We start from the raw sequence: 15,770 nt of genomic DNA, 5'->3' as shown, positions 1-15,770 counted from the left end.
GGGCGGGACACGGGTGAAGGCGCGTGACGCCGCGCTAATCGCCGTCGCTGAACACCGTTGCGCCGCGTGCGGCTTGCGACCAGGCCTGCGCGCGGCGCGTGTTCACGCCCAGATCCGATGTGCCGTAAAGCGCACGCGCGAAAATATCGAGCTGCGTGCCGCCGTCCTGCCCGACCCAGCGCAGGCTGACGACATCGGGAAAGCCCATGATCCGCGAGCGCACCACATAGGTCACATGACCCTCCGCAACGGAGCCGGCCAAAAGCTCTGCGCCATCCGCATCCGCCACCGCGGCAATTCGGGTGGCGACAACCTCCGGCTCCGCCTGAATGAAATGCCCGGCGGAGCCGACCATGAGGGCAAAGTTCGGAGTGGCCGGTGGCGTGACCTCGGCGGGGTCGACATGCAACGCCGCCGGGTCCAGAGGCGCGGCGCGGAAATAGATCGCACCTGCCACAACCGCAGCACCGATCAACACCAAGAGGGCAAGCAAAATTCGCATATCCCTCAGATGCTCTGTCAAAAGCGTGACGTCAAGCCTGCGCGGCGCGCCTTGCATCCCCGATCCAATACGTAAACTATGCGCGAATTAATTCGGAGCAGGCCATGCCGCGCAAGATTATCATCGACACGGACCCCGGTCAGGACGACGCCGTGGCGATCCTTCTGGCGCTGGCCTCGCCCGAAATCGACGTGCTTGGCGTGGTCGCCGTCGCGGGCAATGTGCCGCTCGATCTGACGACCAAGAACGCACGCATCGCCTGCGAGTTGGCCGGAAAACCGCAGACCAGGGTGTTTGCCGGGTGCGATCGCCCGTTGCGCCACGCGCTTGTCACCGCCGAACATGTCCATGGCAAGACCGGATTAGACGGTCCCGTGATGCCCGAGCCCACCATGCCGGTGCAGGACCGGCACGGCGTCGATTTTATCATCGACACCCTGCGCGATGAGCCCGAGGGCAGTGTGACGCTCTGCCCGCTTGGGCCGCTGACCAACATCGCCACAGCCTTCGAAAAGGCCCCCGACGTTGTCGCCAAGGTGCAGGAAATCGTGCTCATGGGCGGGGCCTATTTTCAGGTCGGCAACATCACACCTGCGGCGGAATTCAACATTTACGTCGACCCAGAAGCTGCTGATATCGTGTTCAAATCCGGTCGTCCGATCACGGTGCTGCCGCTGGATGCCACGCACAAGGCCCTGACCACCGCGCCCCGGGTCGAAGCGTTTCGCAACCTCGGCACCGAACCGGGCCGTATGGTCGCGGAATGGACGGATTTCTTCGAACGTTTCGACAAGGAAAAGTACGGCTCCGCCGGCGCGCCGCTCCATGATCCCTGCGTGATCGCCTATCTGATCCAGCCGGACTTGTTCTCCGGCCGCCACATCAACGTCGAGATCGAAACCACCTCCGAGCTGACGCGCGGCATGACGGTTGCGGATTGGTGGCGCGTGACCGACCGCGCGCCAAACGCGATGTTCATCGGGGATGTCGATGCGGAGGGATTTTTCGCGCTCCTGGTCGAAAGGATCGGGCGGCTGTGAAAGGCTGGCTGGCCGCAGCGCTTGCGCTTCTACCCGCCCCTGTAGCCGCTGATGGCCCGGCCCTCGCGCACCTGACCGTTGGCGCTCAGACGGTGACGCTCACCGCCGATGATAGCCTGCCCGCGCCGCGGATGCTGCGCCGCGACGGCGACGTAATGCACCTGCATTTCGCGCAATTGCACCTCGGCTTTCCATTGCCGCCGCAGCTCACGCTTTCCTTGCAGCAGACCGAAAACACATGGACACTGACCTCTTTCACCCTTGAGCGCAGCGACGCGCAACCCCCGCTCGCCGTCGGTACAGAGACCTTGCGCCTGACCCAGAACGGCGCGGCCGGACCCGAGACCTTCGTCATCACCGGCGAGGCCATGGCCCCCGGTGGCGCGCTCGTCCCGCTGCGGGTCGAGATCACCCTGCGCTCGCCGTGATCCGCCGCACTGGTCCCGCGCGGTCAGAGCTCTTACATGCCATCCAAACCGCCCCGGAGCCGCCCCCATGACCGCCGTCTTCCCCTTCGACAACAGCTACGCCCGCTTGCCCGAACGCTTCTTTACCCGCCAGCCCCCGGCGCCGGTGCGCGCGCCCAAGCTGATTGCGCTTAACCGGCCGCTCGCCGATCACCTGGGCCTGACCCTGCCGGAGGAGGATGACACGCTGGCCCGACTGTTCGCGGGCAATGACCTCCCCAACGGGGCGGAGCCGCTGGCGCAGGTCTATGCCGGGCACCAGTTCGGCGGCTGGTCCGCGCAATTGGGCGATGGCCGCGCGGTGATGTTGGGCGAGGTCGTGATCTCTGACGGCAGTCGCTTCGATATTCAACTGAAGGGCGCGGGGCAGACCCCCTATTCGCGCATGGGCGATGGCCGCGCGTGGCTTGGCCCGGTCCTGCGCGAATACATTGTATCGGAGGCGATGGCCGCCCTCGGCATCCCCACCACCCGCGCGCTGGCTGCCGTTGAAACCGGCGAGATTGTGCTACGCGAAGGCCGGATGCCCGGTGCCATCGTCACCCGCGTCGCCGCAAGCCATATCCGCGTCGGCACATTCCAATTCTTTGCCGCACGCGGCGACACCGACGCCTTGCAGGCCCTGCTCGACCACACAATCGCGCGCCATTTTCCCGACGCAGAAGGCCCCGCGGGCCTGCTCGATGCGGTGATCGGCGCGCAAGCGCGCCTGATCGCGGCGTGGATGGGCGTGGGCTTCATCCACGGCGTGATGAACACCGACAACATGACGCTCTCGGGTGAGACCATAGACTACGGCCCCTGCGCCTTCATGGATGCCTACCACCCAGAGATGGTGTTCTCGTCGATCGACCAATTTGGCCGCTACGCCTATGCAAACCAACCGCAGATCGCGGCCTGGAACCTGGCACAACTGGCCACGTCTTTGCTGCCGCTGATGCCTGACCGCGACGCCGCGATCGAGGCCTTTACCGACGCGGCGAACGGCTTTGCCGGGCGCTTCGATGCGGAATGGCACGCCGTTCTACGCGCCAAACTGGGCCTCGCCACCGCAGAAGACGACGATATCGCGCTGGCCTTCGACCTGCTTAACCGCATGGCCCAAGGCGGAGCCGATTTCACCCGGACATTCCGGGCGCTTTGCTCCGACACGCCGCAAGACGCCGCCTCCGCCTTCGCCGCACCCGCCGCCTTCGCGCCATGGCTGGAGGCGTACCAGACCCGCCTCACCCGCGAAACGCGCCCCGCGACCGAGCGCGCCATTGCAATGCAGGCCGCAAACCCGGCCCTGATCGCGCGCAACCACCGCGTGGAAGAGGCGATCCAGGCCGCCGTCGGGGGCGATTACACACCCTTCCACAGGCTCAACTCAGCCCTCGCAGATCCGTTCACCGACCGCCCCGACATCGCGGACCTGCAACAGGCCCCGACCGAGGGCGAGCGCGTCACGCAAACCTTCTGCGGAACCTGACCCATCCTTGTTCCCTGAAGATGCATCGCCCGGCCTGATACCACGCGCACCGGGCCAAAGGCGCGCACAGCGGGCGACGGCAAGACCGGCGCACCCCCTTCTTATGCGGCGCGCGCGGGACGGTTGATCAGGACCAGCCCGGCACAGACCAGCAGCAGAGCCAAAACGATGCCAAATCCGACCTCTTCGCCCAACACCAGCCAGCCCAGAAGGACGCCAAAGACCGGCGACAGGAACGAGAACGCCGCGACCGAGCTTGGCTGATAGATCGATAGCAGCCAGAGCCAGAACAGGAACCCGGCCGAGACGATCACCACGATCTGAAACCCCAGCCCGGCCCAATGGATCCACTCCGGGCCCCGCAGAAGTGGCCCGAAAAACAGCGCGGCCAGCAACAAAAGCGGGGCCGAGATCGCCAATTGCCAGAGCAATTGCACCTCCGGGCGCACCTCGCGCAGCTTTGACCCCCGCGCCAGAAGCGCCAGCCCCGCCCATCCCAGCGCTCCCATCAGCGCCAGAAGATCGCCCAGCAAAGAGGTCTCGGAGCTGTCACCCCGCAAGGTCAGCGCCACCACTACGCCGATGAACGCGAGGATCAGACCCACCGACTTCAGCGGCGTCAACCGGTCGCCTTCAATGAAGAAATGCGCCCCCAGCGCCATCCACATCGGCATCGTGTAGAAAATCACCGAACTCCGCGTCACGCTGGTCAGATCCAGCGCCACGAACAGGCAGACAAATTCCACCGTAAACAGCACGCCCATCAACAGCCCCGGCCCAATGGTGCCCTTCGGCAGCGTCAGGGCAATGCCGCGCAACCGCATCCAAGCGAAGATCACGATCGCCCCGCCAAGCGAGCGCAGACCGGCAAAAAAGATCGGCTGCAGCCCCTCGTTGACGACCTTGATAATCACCTGATTGAACGCCAGCAGAACCGCAAACGCCGTCAGGGATATCGCGCCGAAGGCATCGATTTGGGGTTTCTGCGCCATGTCTCCTCCACCACGCCTGACCGTCGCAGTGCGGCGTCGGCCCGGCGGTGTCAAGCTGGGGGGAATTCTTGCGCAAAGAAACATTTCGCGGATGGGCGCAACTCTGCCATGCTCCGCGCCACCAAGATCAACTGGGAGGATTGGGTATGAGCTTGATGAGAACATTGGCGGCCGTGGCCGTCGGCGTGGCCGCAACCAAGGGCGCGCAGGCGCTGGCAAACCGCAGTGGCGGAACCGGCGGCAGTGCCCGTGGCGGCGCTGGTGGCCTGCTCAACGCGTTGCAGGGGCAGGCGGGCGGCGGTTCCGGTGGGCTGGGGCAGCTGTTGGGCGGCGGCGGATCCGCTGGCGGCGGTTTGGGTGGCCTTCTGGAAAGCCTTGGCGGCGGCGGAAGCGGCGGCGCGGGAGCGCTCGGCGGTCTGCAGGGGATGCTCGGCGGCGGCGCGGCGGGTGGCTTGCTGTCCAGCCTGACGGGCGGCAACGCCGGGAGCCAGCCGGACTTCGGACGGCGCCTGAACGAGGCGTTCCAGAACGGCGGCGAGCCCGCGGATCCACCGACCCCGGATGAGGAAGCCATGGCCGCGCTGATGCTGCGCGGGATGATCATGGCGGTAAAGGCCGATGGCCGGGTCGATGCCGGGGAACGCGACGCCCTGTTGAAGCATCTGGGCGATCTGGACCCGGCCGAGCGGGAGTTCGTGCAATCGGAATTGAACGCACCGATGGATATTGACGGCTTTGCGCGTGATGTGCCCGATCACCCGGCGCTCAAGGCGCAGATCTACGCGGTGGCGCTTTCGGCCATCGACATCGACAGCCCCTCCGAACAGCGCTTCGCCGAAGAACTGGCCGGGGCCCTGGGCCTGGATGGCACGATGCGCGCGCAGGTGCACGACCGCCTCGCCAGGTTCTGATCGGCACGTGGATACGCGGCCCGGGTGATCTTTATCTGGGCCGCAATATCGCCTACACCGGCCTGCGAGGAACATCCGGGTGGGCATTCATGCAAGACACGATTGAAGAGCGTTGCGCCCGCAAGGGGCTGCGCATGACCGAACAGCGCCGCGTGATTGCGCGGGTTCTGGAAGGCTCGGACGACCATCCCGATGTCGAAGAGCTCTATGCCCGCGCCGTTGCTGAGGATCCCAAAATCTCCATCGCCACCGTCTATCGCAGCGTGAAGCTGTTCGAGGAGGCGGGGATTCTGGAGAAGCTCGAATTCGGCGACGGGCGGGCCCGGTATGAAGATGCCGAGCGCGACCACCATGACCACCTGATCGACATGAATTCGGGCGAGGTGATCGAGTTCGTGGACCCCGAGATCGAGGCGTTGCAGGAAAAGATCGCCGAGAAGCTGGGGTATCGGCTCAAGGGGCATCGCTTGGAGCTTTACGGCGTGCCGATGAAGAAGGGCTGAAACCGGAAAACCGCCTCGGTTGCAAGGTTGCAACCGGCAGTCAAGTCACTGTTTCAAAACGCATAAGCCGTTTTTGTTTACTTTCTCTTAACGGTTCCAAAGACCGGACGCGTGCGTCGCCTGAAACGGGGCTGCGCAATTTTTTAGTCAAGTTTTGGGGGCTCTGCCCCAGCGCCCAAGGGCGCTTCCCCGAGGTTTTTTGGGGCACTTGTCGGAAACACAAAGAGGACTCGCCGGAAAGATCCCGAGAGAACACTTGTTCGGCAGGGTTTTTCCGGCACTCCATTTTCCGAAAGTGCCTTGGCAAGATGAATGGGGCGCGTGCGCGCTTTTGGGCTGTTGCGGTGTGCGCGATCGGCCTAGGGGTCGGGCGCGGGCAGTCGCAGATTTGGGCGGGCAGACAGGGAGCCGGGCGCGGATGGACAACCTCAAGGGCATGGGCTGGATGACGCTGGCCATGTTGGGCTTTGCGCTGTCGGACACGTTCATCAAGCTGACGCTCGGCGCGATGCCCGTGGGGCAGGTGATTTCGATCTTCGGCCTGGGCGGCGCGCTGATCCTGGCGGTTTGGGCCAAGCTGGCGGGCGCGCGCCTGTTTGATCCAGCACTGGCCAGCCTGCCCTTTGCGATCCGCATCCTTTCCGAGGCCTTCGGCACCTTCTGCTTTGTGATGGCCCTGTCGAGCATCGAATTGTCCCTGTTGTCCGCAATCATCCAGGCCAATCCCCTTCTGGTGACGCTTGGTGCGGCGGTGTTTCTGGGCATGGCGGTCGGCTGGCGACGGTTGGTGGCGATCCTGATCGGGTTGATCGGCGTGCTTATCATCGTGCGCCCGGGCATGGAGGGGTTCCGGCCCGAGACGCTTTGGGCCGTCGGCGCGACCTTTGGCCTTGTCGGGCGCGATCTGTCGACGCGGTTGATCCCGAATGCCGTGCCCACCACGGTTCTGGCGCTATGGGGCTCGGTCGCGGCGGGGCTTGCGGGCCTTTTGCTGTTTGCCCTGGGCGAGGCGGCGGTGATGCCGGATCGGCAGATGACCTTTATCCTCGGCGGAGCACTGGTTTGCGCGATGGTGGGCAATCTGGCCATCACGGCGGCGATGCGCATCGGCGAGATCGCCGTTGTCACGCCGTTTCGCTACACGCGCCTGGTCTTCGCGTTGGTCCTTGCGGTGCTGGTCTTCGGCGAGCGACCCGACGCCTGGACGCTTGTGGGGGCCGGGATCGTGATCGCGACGGGGCTCTACACGCTCTGGCGAGAGCGGATTGTCACCACCTGACCCTGCGGCATGTTACCGCTAACGTTTGCGCAAAACGGCGCAAACAAAGGGTGTTCGTGCCCCCATTGGCGGTGTTATAGCGCCCGCAACATCGCAAAAATCCGGCACGGAGAGCCATTCCATGAGCCTTATCATCGACATTCACGCGCGCGAAATCCTCGACAGCCGCGGCAACCCGACCGTTGAAGTCGACGTGCTTCTGGAAGACGGCACGATGGGCCGCGCGGCTGTGCCCTCGGGGGCCTCTACCGGGGCCTATGAGGCGGTCGAAAAGCGCGACGGCGACACGGGGCGCTACAAGGGCAAGGGCGTGCTGGAGGCCGTGGCCGCGGTCAACGGCGAGATTGCCGATGCGCTGGTGGGCTTCGACGCGACCGAACAGGTGGCCATCGACACGGCCATGTGCGAGCTGGACGGGACCGACAACAAGGGCCGCCTCGGCGCCAATGCAATCCTTGGCGTGAGCCTCGCCAATGCGAAAGCCGCCGCCGAGTTCACCGCGCAGCCGCTGTATCGCTATGTGGGCGGCACGCAGGCCCATGTTCTGCCGGTGCCGATGATGAACATCATCAACGGCGGAGAGCATGCCGACAACCCGATCGACATTCAGGAATTCATGATCATGCCCGTTTCCGCCACCTCGATTGCCGAGGCGGTGCGCATGGGCGCGGAGGTCTTCCACACGCTCAAGGGCGAATTGTCGGCGGCGGGGCTTTCCACTGGCATCGGCGACGAGGGCGGGTTTGCCCCCAACCTTTCGAGCACGCGAGATGCGTTGGATTTCGTGCTGAAGTCTATCGAAAAGGCCGGCTACACGCCCGGTGATGACATGATGCTGGCCCTCGATTGCGCGGCGACCGAATATTACAAGAACGGCAAGTACGAATTGGCGGGCGAAGGCAAATCGCTCTCGTCCGACGAAAATGTCGCGTATCTGCAGGCGCTGGTAAACGATTATCCGATCCTGTCCATCGAAGACGGCATGGGCGAGGATGATTGGGACGGCTGGATCGCATTGACCGAAGCGTTAGGCGACAAGGTGCAGCTTGTGGGCGACGACCTGTTCGTAACCAACCCCGAGCGCCTCGCCGACGGGATCGCGCGCGGGGCGGGCAATTCGCTTCTGGTGAAGGTGAACCAGATCGGCACCCTGACCGAGACGCTTTCGGCGGTGTCGATGGCGCAGCGCGCGCGCATGACCTGCGTGATGTCGCACCGCTCGGGCGAGACCGAGGATGCCACGATTGCGGATCTGGCTGTGGCCACGAATTGCGGGCAAATCAAGACCGGATCGCTGGCGCGCTCGGACCGGTTGGCGAAGTACAACCAGTTGATCCGCATCGAAGAGCAGCTCGACGAGACCGCCGTCTATGCGGGCAAGTCGATCCTGCGGTAGGGCGGTTGCACGCAGGGGTGCAATTTTAGTAACAAAATCGGATGTTTTGAGGGTAAGCTTCCAGGCAACACCGATAACACCCCGGCCTGCCAAAGCGGATGCGTACCCTCCAATACTTTCTTCCCGACCGGCAACCGGATGATCTTGATCGGCTGTGGAAGTCCGAATTCGGGCGGCCATCCGAACTGGTGCTGCGCTACTGCGCGATTGCGAGTGCGGGGGTGGGCCTCTGGGCCTATAGCGGGATGCTTTATGGCATCGTTTGGATGCTTGGCTATTTCCTGTTTCAATCGATTCTCGGCATGTATCTGCGACGGGCGGAGCGTCCGCCCACGGCGCGACAGCATCACATCGCGGCGGTGCTGTTCCACCTGACGGCGATAGCGTTCGCCTGGATGCCGATCTACCTGCTGACAACGGGTGACAACACACTGGTGTTTTGCGGGGTGTTGGCGATTGGGGCCCTATCGGTATTCAATGTCTGGCGGGACGAGCCCCCGACCTTCGTGTTTCATGCCGACCTCGCGATGGGATGGCTGGCCCTCATCGTGGGGCTAGCAACCTACGTGCCGCAGACCGAGGGGGTGGCAGCACAAGTGGTCATGGTAATCATCGCCGGGGCGTTCATCGGCTATTACACGATGGCGCTGGCCACCACGCGACAGCACCGGCGCATGTTGCGCGATGCGATGGCGCGGGGCGTTGAGACGCAGAAGATGGAGGCCATGGGGCGCCTGTCAGGCGGCATTGCGCATGATTTCAACAACTTGCTGACGGTGATCCGGGGCAACCTCGACCTCTATTCCGAAATGCAGAACGACCGTCAGCGGACCGAGGTCATCGCAGAGGCCAGCCGCGCGGTGGACCGGGCGACGGGCCTCGTGTCGCAACTTCTGGTCTTCGCGCGGCGGGCGCCCCTGACAACGGAGGAGTTCGAGATTGGTGCCGCGGTGTCGGACATCATGGTGATGGCCCAACGCGTCCTGCCCGAGACGATCACGATCCGCGAGGAAACGCCGGCGGGCCTGGTCTTTGCGCAACTGGACCCCGCGCGGTTCAACTCGGCGCTGCTCAACCTTGTGCTGAACGCGCGCGATGCGATGGACGGGCGCGGCAAGATTGTCGTGTCGGTCCGCCTCTGCCCCGGCGCAGCCGCCGAGCGCGACGATACCCAAGGTCCGCATGTCCGCGTGGCGGTGTCCGACACCGGGCCGGGCATGTCGCCCGAGGTCTTGGAGCGCGCGTTCGAGCCGTTCTTCACCACCAAACCCGTGGGGGCGGGATCGGGGCTTGGCCTGCCGATGGTCAAGGGATTTGCCGAACAATCCGGTGGCCGGATTTCCCTCGACACCGGTGCCGATGGCACGACCATCGCGATGCATGTCCCACTGCACAAACGCGCCGCTCCCGCCGCTGCCGCGCCGCAGCAACACCAAAGCGAAGGACACAGACTTCAATGACCGCCGATGAGATCATCGCAACGCTCGATCTGAACCCGCATCCCGAGGGCGGACATTATCGCCAGACCTGGGTGGCCGAAACGGAGGGCCGCCCGACCGGAACCTGCATCTACTTCCTGCTGAAAGCCGGGGAGGCCAGCCACTGGCACAAGGTCGATGCAACGGAAATCTGGCTCTACCACGCCGGTGCGCCGCTGTTCCTGTCGATGGCGGCAGAGGACGCGGGCCCGGCACGAGACCACCTGCTGACGCCGGACCTGCACCGGGGCGCGCCGCAATTGATCGTACCGCAAGGCCATTGGCAAGCCGCGCGCAGCACCGGCGCGTTCACGCTTGTGTCCTGCACCGTCTCGCCCGGGTTCCGCTTCGAAGGCTTCACCCTCGCGCCCGAAGGCTTCGACATCCCTCGGTCCTGACCGGGGGCCAAACTCAGCCCGCGCCTTGAGCAGCGCCGGAAATACAGAGCTTGCACATTGCCTGACGTCGCCTCGGGCGGGCATTTTCAGGGAACACAGGCGACATGCGTCCGAAAATGCCCCGACCTCAGGGCGGGCGGCGCGCCCGGTATCCTTGGTCCAAAAATACAAGGATCCAAGGCCTGTCGATGGCGCGCCCGTCCGGGAGAGGCCCGAAGTCTGCAGCCTCGTCATCCTGCGTGCCACGTCTGACACCGGGCCTCGCCAAGCGCGGCCCGGGCGCGCGCAGTCAAAGCGCGCGCGGCCCCCGGCGACGGCGGAGCCGGCGCAAAGCCCGAAGGGCGCGAGACCCTCTTAGCCCTGTCTTTTGCGGTTCGGGCGGGCCCGATGGCCGCCGCCCACCGGCGCGGCAACACCCGTGGTGCCCGGGGCCGAGGTCGGAAGGCCCAGATCCACCCGCCGCGCGAGATAGGCAAAGGCCTGCGCCTCCAGCGCGTCGCCATCCAGCCCGACCGCCTCGACCGGCACGACATCCGCCGCGGTCGCATCGGCCAGCATCGCCATCAACGTCGCGTTGCGCCGCCCGCCACCGGTCGCATAGAGGATCGCGGGTTTGTTTGGCAGATGCGGCAAAGCGCGCCCGACCGCGCCGGCAGAACACGCCGTCAGGGTCGCGGCGGCATCGGCATCAGACAGATCCGACACCGCGTCCGACAGCGCCGCAAACGCATCGCGGTCCAGCGATTTCGGCGGCGCGGTCTCGAACCACGCATCGCTGAGCATACGCTCCAGGATCTGCATGTCGATCTGCCCCTGCCCGGCCAGCGCGCCGTCCTTGTCAAATCGTCCAAGGCCGCGCGTTGCCATCAAATCATCGACCGGCGCATTGGCGGGTCCGGTATCAAACGCAAGACAGGCCCCTGGGTCTTCGGGCGCGCCTGTGCGGGGATCGACACAGGAAATATTGGCCACACCGCCCAGGTTGAGGAACACCACCGGCGCATCCGCCCCGATCCAGCGCGCGCAGGCCCAATGGTAGAACGGGGCCAGCGGCGCGCCCTGCCCCCCCAGCCCCACATCGGCCGAGCGGAAATCCGAGATGACCTCCACCCCCAATGCATCGGCCAAAACCTGCCCATCGCCGACCTGATGGGTGCGCCCGCCTTCGGGATCATGGGCGAGCGTCTGACCATGAAATCCCAAAAGCGACACGTCCGAGATGTCTGCCAGCGCAGCGATATGGGCGGCCTCGACCACCTCTGCCGCCGCCTGAGCCCGCGCCTCGCCCGGCCAGGCGCCCATCGCTGCGCGCAACACGGCACGGTCAGCCTCGGAATAAGCGGTCTCACCCACCTCCCCAAAGGCCATGATATCAACGCCATCGGTCTCGATCACCGCCACATCGACGCCGTCGAACGACGTGCCCGACATCGCACCCGCGACACGCCCGGCTGCTGCGGTCGCGTGCCCGTGTCCACGGCCCTTTTCCTTGCCTGCCATTCCCGCTAGACCCTCCCGGCACTTGTTTGGCACCCCTAGAATGGCCCGGACCCACCATGACCTACCACCCCAAATCCGACTTCATGCGTGTGATGATGGAGCGCGGCTTTCTCGCCGATTGCACCGATTACCAGGGGCTCGATGACGCCCTGATCGCGGGCGTTGTGCCGGGCTACATCGGCTTTGACGCAACGGCGACCTCGCTGCATGTCGGCTCGCTGATGCAGATCATGACGCTGCGCTGGATGCAGAAGACCGGGCACAAGCCGATCACCTTGATGGGCGGGGGCACCACGAAAGTGGGCGATCCGAGTTTCCGCGCGGATGAACGTCCGCTGCTAACCCCAGAAAAAATCGACGAAAACATCGCGGGGATCAAGAAGGTGTTCTCGACCTACATCACCTATGGCGATGGGCCGACGGATGCGTTGATGCTCAACAATTCCGAATGGCTCGACGGGTTGAATTACCTCGATTTCCTGCGCGACATCGGGCGGCATTTCTCGGTCAACCGGATGTTGTCGTTTGAATCGGTGAAATCGCGGCTCGACCGCGAACAATCGCTGAGCTTCCTCGAATTCAACTACATGATTTTGCAGGCCTATGATTTTCTTGAGCTGAACCGCCGCTACGGCTGCCGGGTGCAATTCGGCGGCTCGGACCAATGGGGCAATATCGTCAACGGGATCGACCTGACCCGGCGCGTGCTCGACAACGAGATCTTCGGCATGACCACGCCGCTTTTGACGAAATCCGACGGCACCAAGATGGGCAAAACGGCCAGCGGTGCGACATGGCTCGATGCCGACCTGCTTTCCCCTTATGAATTCTGGCAATTCTGGCGCAACATGCCCGATGCCGATGTGGGCCGGTTCCTCAAGCTTTACACCGAATTACCGGTGGATGAATGCGACCGGCTCGGCGCGTTGGAAGGGGCGGAGATCAACGAAGGCAAGATCGTGCTTGCGCGCGAGGTCACGACGCTTTTGCATGGGGCCGACGCTGCCGCGGGGGCCGAGGCCACGGCGCGCGAAGTGTTCGAGCGCGGCGGCGCGGGCGACGATCTGCCGACCCTGACCCTAACCGGCGACGAGATCGGCGATGGGATCTCCATCGTGCAGCTGATCACGCGCACCGGGCTGGCAAAATCGGGCAAGGAAGCCAAGCGCCTGATCGCGGAAGGCGGCGCGCGGCTTGACGATGCGGCCGTGACCGACACCAGCCTGATGATCACGGCCAGCGATCTGTCGGCACCGATCAAACTCAGCGCGGGCAAAAAGCGCCATGCTCTGGTGATCCACGAAAAATGATCGCTTCAGAAAGAATGATGGTCGGGCGTTAACCGGATTTTTGCGCTTGGGCGGGAAGCTCGGACCATGTTCGATTTTTCCCCCTGCCCGACCTTCACGGCCCCGCAACCGGTGCGCACCGCGCCCCACGCACCGCTTCAGCAAAGCGACCTTTGGCTGGAGGCGGCGGATCGTTTGGGATCGGATGCGCGGCTCGACCGAATTGGCGACGCGACCGCGCTGGTCCTGCGCAAGCGGGTGCCGATGATCGGGGAACTGGCGCTTGTCTCGCGCGCGCGCCTTGAGCTGACGCCGGACCGCGCGGCGGCATTGCGCACCACGCTGGGGGCCAGCCATCTGGTGATCAACGCCGAGACCACCGAAGATGCTTGCGCGCTGGCGCAGGCCGGGTTTCACCGGATCGTGGCCCCCCGCATGATCGCGGAGCTGCGCCTTGCGCCCACGCCTGACGCGATGGCCGCGCGGCTGATGCCGAAATGGCGCAACCGGCTGCGTCACGGGCAATCGCAGGGGCTGCAGATCAGGCGCCGCCCGATGCAAGCCGACCCCAAACATTGGCTGCTTCGGGCCGAGGCGCGGCAATCGGCGCGGCTGTGGTATCATCCGATGCCGCCCGAGGTGATCGCGGCGCTGGCCGGAAGCGCCCCCGGCGCGGGGCAGGTGTTCACCGCCTACCATCTGGGGCGGCGGGTGGCGGCGATGCTGTTCCTGCGCCATGGCCGGGCCGCCACCTATCAGATCGGCTGGATGAATGCGCAGGGGCGCAATCGCTCGGCCGGGCCTGCATTGATGTGGCGCGCGATGGTGGAGTTGCAGCAGATGGGGGTCGAGACCATCGACCTCGGCGCAGCCGACCCGGACCGCGCGGCGGGGCTGGCGCGGTTCAAACGCGGCACCGGTGCGGAATTGCGCGCCCTCGGCGGCAGCTGGCTCGACACAACCTGGGCCCGGCGCAAGCGGGGCCGCGCCCGCGCCCGCGCCGTGGCCAATCTGCGCGGCACGCAACATGGCCACCTTCTTGCCACCGCAACCGCGCCATTTCGCAACGCCTGACGCGCCTGACGGCGCGGATGCGAACGCCGCGCGCTAACCCGCCACGGCGCGCAAAAGCCGGGCGCGCGCCGGTGGGACGGAGCGGATTTCCAGCCCCGTGAACACATGCAGCGTGCCCAGATCGTCGTCGATCACCGCATGATCGCTGACCCAGCCGCCCATCAGAAGGTAGGTCCGCAGCAGCGGCGGCATCTTGGCCTGCGCAGCCTTCAGATCCGGCTTGCGCGTCAGCCGCCGGGCAAACTGGAACACGCTTGGCGCCTTGACCCGCGGCAGCCAGCGCGCCGGGGCCAGATGCCGGTCACGCAGCAAGGCGAACGCATCGTAATAATCGCGCGCCTCGGTGCCGTGAAACGACGCGCATCCGAACAGCATCTCAACCCCGAAGGCATCGACATAGGCCGTCATCGCGCCCCAGGCGACGCGAACGATATCGGCGTCTTTCCAGTCGGGATGGATGCAAAACCGCCCCATCTCGACCATCGGGCCATCGAAATCCTGTAGCGCGGACAGCTCGTAGAATTGCGCCGAATAGCTGCGCCCGATGTCTGCGCCCGAGCGCAGATGCAGCAGCCGGAAACAGCACACGATCGTGCCGCTGCGCTGATCCTCGACCAGCATATGCGCGCAATCGGCATCATAGGGATCGCGGTCATCCTGCGCCGCCGCGCCATCCGCCGCCCCGCGAAACACCCGCGCACGCAGCGCCTGCGCCGCAGCCAGATCGGCGGCATCCTCCGCCAGCCGCGCCCGGTAGCGCCCTTTCCGCAAACTCGGCATCGACCCGCTCCTGCCCGCGATCATCGCTCAGCGCCCCGCCCCTCGAAGGACCGGCAGCGCTCAGGCGCAAAGATGCGCGCAGCAACCCTGACGTGCAAGGGGGACCCGGCGATCAGTTCAGCGCGTCGGCGATGTTGATGCGACCGAAGTTCGACAGGATCTGCGACAGGAAGCCGACATCGCGCACCGAGCTTTCGGTGACACGCCGTGACAATTGCACGATCTGCCCGTCTTCGAGACCGAAGCGCTCGATATTGGTGACCCGGCCCGCTTCACTGAACGAGATGGCGACAATGTCACGCTCGATCACCTGCGGCGCATTATAGGTGAAATTGCGCACCCTGTATTGCGTGTAGAACCACGCCTCGTCGCGCGTCACACCGCCGGTGCCCGGCGCGCCGGCCAGTTCCGCCACCTCATCGCGGGTCGCGCCGATGGCAATCTCGGACAAAACCTCGGGCGGCGGCACGTAGCCGTGGTTGGTGAAGGTTGCCGAACAGGCCGCAAGCCCCAGGGACAGGCCCGCCAACAGGCTCAAAGCCAAAACGGCGCGCCGCGCGATTGAAATCAGATACTGAAACATCTCACATGATCCTGCCTGAACTGCACGTCTCACCCCCGGCGGCTCGCCAAGCGGCCCCGTCGGGACAGTCTTCGCGGGCCGCGCCGTCTTGCGACCAGCCGAAATCC

General features: G+C 65.2%; 16 protein-coding genes. 11 read left to right on the top strand and 5 right to left on the bottom strand.

Features of this window, described 5'->3' with window-relative positions:
- Positions 1-34: 34 nt before the first annotated feature.
- Entirely contained in the window at positions 35-502 is a 468-nt protein-coding gene (locus V8J83_RS01900; RefSeq protein ID WP_339982906.1) for a DUF1499 domain-containing protein, read from the bottom strand.
- A gap of 104 nt (positions 503-606) precedes the next feature.
- Between V8J83_RS01900 and V8J83_RS01895 the strand changes: the two genes are divergently transcribed.
- The 3 genes from V8J83_RS01895 (at position 607) to V8J83_RS01885 (ending at position 3,480) form a co-directional block, all read left to right on the top strand.
- Positions 607-1,542 (top strand): nucleoside hydrolase, encoded by a 936-nt coding sequence (locus V8J83_RS01895; protein ID WP_339982903.1) that lies wholly within the window; start codon positions 607-609, stop codon positions 1,540-1,542.
- Positions 1,539-1,970: a hypothetical protein gene (locus V8J83_RS01890; protein WP_339982900.1), complete on the top strand. Its 432-nt coding sequence runs from the start codon at positions 1,539-1,541 to the stop codon at positions 1,968-1,970. Before V8J83_RS01895 ends, V8J83_RS01890 begins: the two co-directional genes overlap by 4 nt.
- A 67-nt stretch (positions 1,971-2,037) precedes the next feature.
- Positions 2,038-3,480 carry a protein adenylyltransferase SelO gene (locus V8J83_RS01885; RefSeq protein ID WP_339982898.1) on the top strand — a complete coding sequence of 481 codons (1,443 nt, stop codon included), beginning with the start codon at positions 2,038-2,040 and terminating at the stop codon, positions 3,478-3,480.
- A 101-nt stretch (positions 3,481-3,581) separates the two neighbouring features.
- Here V8J83_RS01885 and V8J83_RS01880 read toward each other — a convergent pair whose 3' ends face one another.
- A complete protein-coding gene (locus V8J83_RS01880) occupies positions 3,582-4,472 on the bottom strand; it encodes a DMT family transporter (RefSeq protein ID WP_339982896.1) in 891 nt (296 codons plus the stop codon).
- A gap of 146 nt (positions 4,473-4,618) precedes the next feature.
- Between V8J83_RS01880 and V8J83_RS01875 the strand changes: the two genes are divergently transcribed.
- From V8J83_RS01875 to V8J83_RS01850, 6 genes are all read left to right on the top strand, one after another.
- Positions 4,619-5,383 (top strand): DUF533 domain-containing protein, encoded by a 765-nt coding sequence (locus V8J83_RS01875; RefSeq protein WP_339982894.1) that lies wholly within the window; start codon positions 4,619-4,621, stop codon positions 5,381-5,383.
- 89 nt (positions 5,384-5,472) lie between these two features.
- On the top strand, positions 5,473-5,886 hold the full coding sequence (locus V8J83_RS01870; RefSeq protein ID WP_339982892.1) for a Fur family transcriptional regulator: 414 nt from the start codon (positions 5,473-5,475) through the stop codon (positions 5,884-5,886).
- Between the two features lie 418 nt (positions 5,887-6,304).
- A complete protein-coding gene (locus V8J83_RS01865; protein WP_339982889.1) occupies positions 6,305-7,165 on the top strand; it encodes a DMT family transporter in 861 nt (286 codons plus the stop codon).
- Positions 7,166-7,286: 121 nt separating this feature from the next.
- The gene (eno, locus tag V8J83_RS01860) at positions 7,287-8,561 is read left to right on the top strand and encodes a phosphopyruvate hydratase (RefSeq protein WP_339982886.1); all 1,275 of its coding nucleotides are present in this window, start codon (positions 7,287-7,289) and stop codon (positions 8,559-8,561) included.
- Between the two features lie 98 nt (positions 8,562-8,659).
- Positions 8,660-10,021 carry a sensor histidine kinase gene (locus tag V8J83_RS01855; protein WP_339982883.1) on the top strand — a complete coding sequence of 454 codons (1,362 nt, stop codon included), beginning with the start codon at positions 8,660-8,662 and terminating at the stop codon, positions 10,019-10,021.
- On the top strand, positions 10,018-10,437 hold the full coding sequence (locus tag V8J83_RS01850; RefSeq protein WP_339982881.1) for a cupin domain-containing protein: 420 nt from the start codon (positions 10,018-10,020) through the stop codon (positions 10,435-10,437). Before V8J83_RS01855 ends, V8J83_RS01850 begins: the two co-directional genes overlap by 4 nt.
- 354 nt (positions 10,438-10,791) lie before the next feature.
- On the opposite strand, the gene V8J83_RS01845 is transcribed toward V8J83_RS01850, so the two are convergent.
- Positions 10,792-11,937, bottom strand: coding sequence for an anhydro-N-acetylmuramic acid kinase (locus V8J83_RS01845; protein ID WP_339982879.1), 1,146 nt, complete (start codon positions 11,935-11,937; stop codon positions 10,792-10,794).
- Between the two features lie 56 nt (positions 11,938-11,993).
- Between V8J83_RS01845 and tyrS the strand changes: the two genes are divergently transcribed.
- On the top strand, positions 11,994-13,247 hold the full coding sequence (gene tyrS, locus V8J83_RS01840) for a tyrosine--tRNA ligase (RefSeq protein WP_339982877.1): 1,254 nt from the start codon (positions 11,994-11,996) through the stop codon (positions 13,245-13,247).
- 66 nt (positions 13,248-13,313) lie between these two features.
- Entirely contained in the window at positions 13,314-14,300 is a 987-nt protein-coding gene (locus V8J83_RS01835; protein ID WP_339982875.1) for a GNAT family N-acetyltransferase, read from the top strand.
- Positions 14,301-14,333: 33 nt separating this feature from the next.
- Here V8J83_RS01835 and V8J83_RS01830 read toward each other — a convergent pair whose 3' ends face one another.
- Together V8J83_RS01830 and V8J83_RS01825 are read right to left on the bottom strand one after the other, a co-directional pair.
- Positions 14,334-15,080 (bottom strand): GNAT family N-acetyltransferase, encoded by a 747-nt coding sequence (locus V8J83_RS01830; protein ID WP_339982873.1) that lies wholly within the window; start codon positions 15,078-15,080, stop codon positions 14,334-14,336.
- Between the two features lie 112 nt (positions 15,081-15,192).
- Entirely contained in the window at positions 15,193-15,663 is a 471-nt protein-coding gene (locus V8J83_RS01825; protein WP_339982870.1) for an outer membrane protein assembly factor BamE, read from the bottom strand.
- Positions 15,664-15,770: the final 107 nt, after the last annotated feature.

This window comes from Gymnodinialimonas ulvae (assembly GCF_037543845.1).
In the GTDB taxonomy this organism is placed as follows: domain Bacteria; phylum Pseudomonadota; class Alphaproteobacteria; order Rhodobacterales; family Rhodobacteraceae; genus Gymnodinialimonas; species Gymnodinialimonas ulvae.
This window is presented reverse-complemented; position numbering and strand designations above follow the sequence as displayed.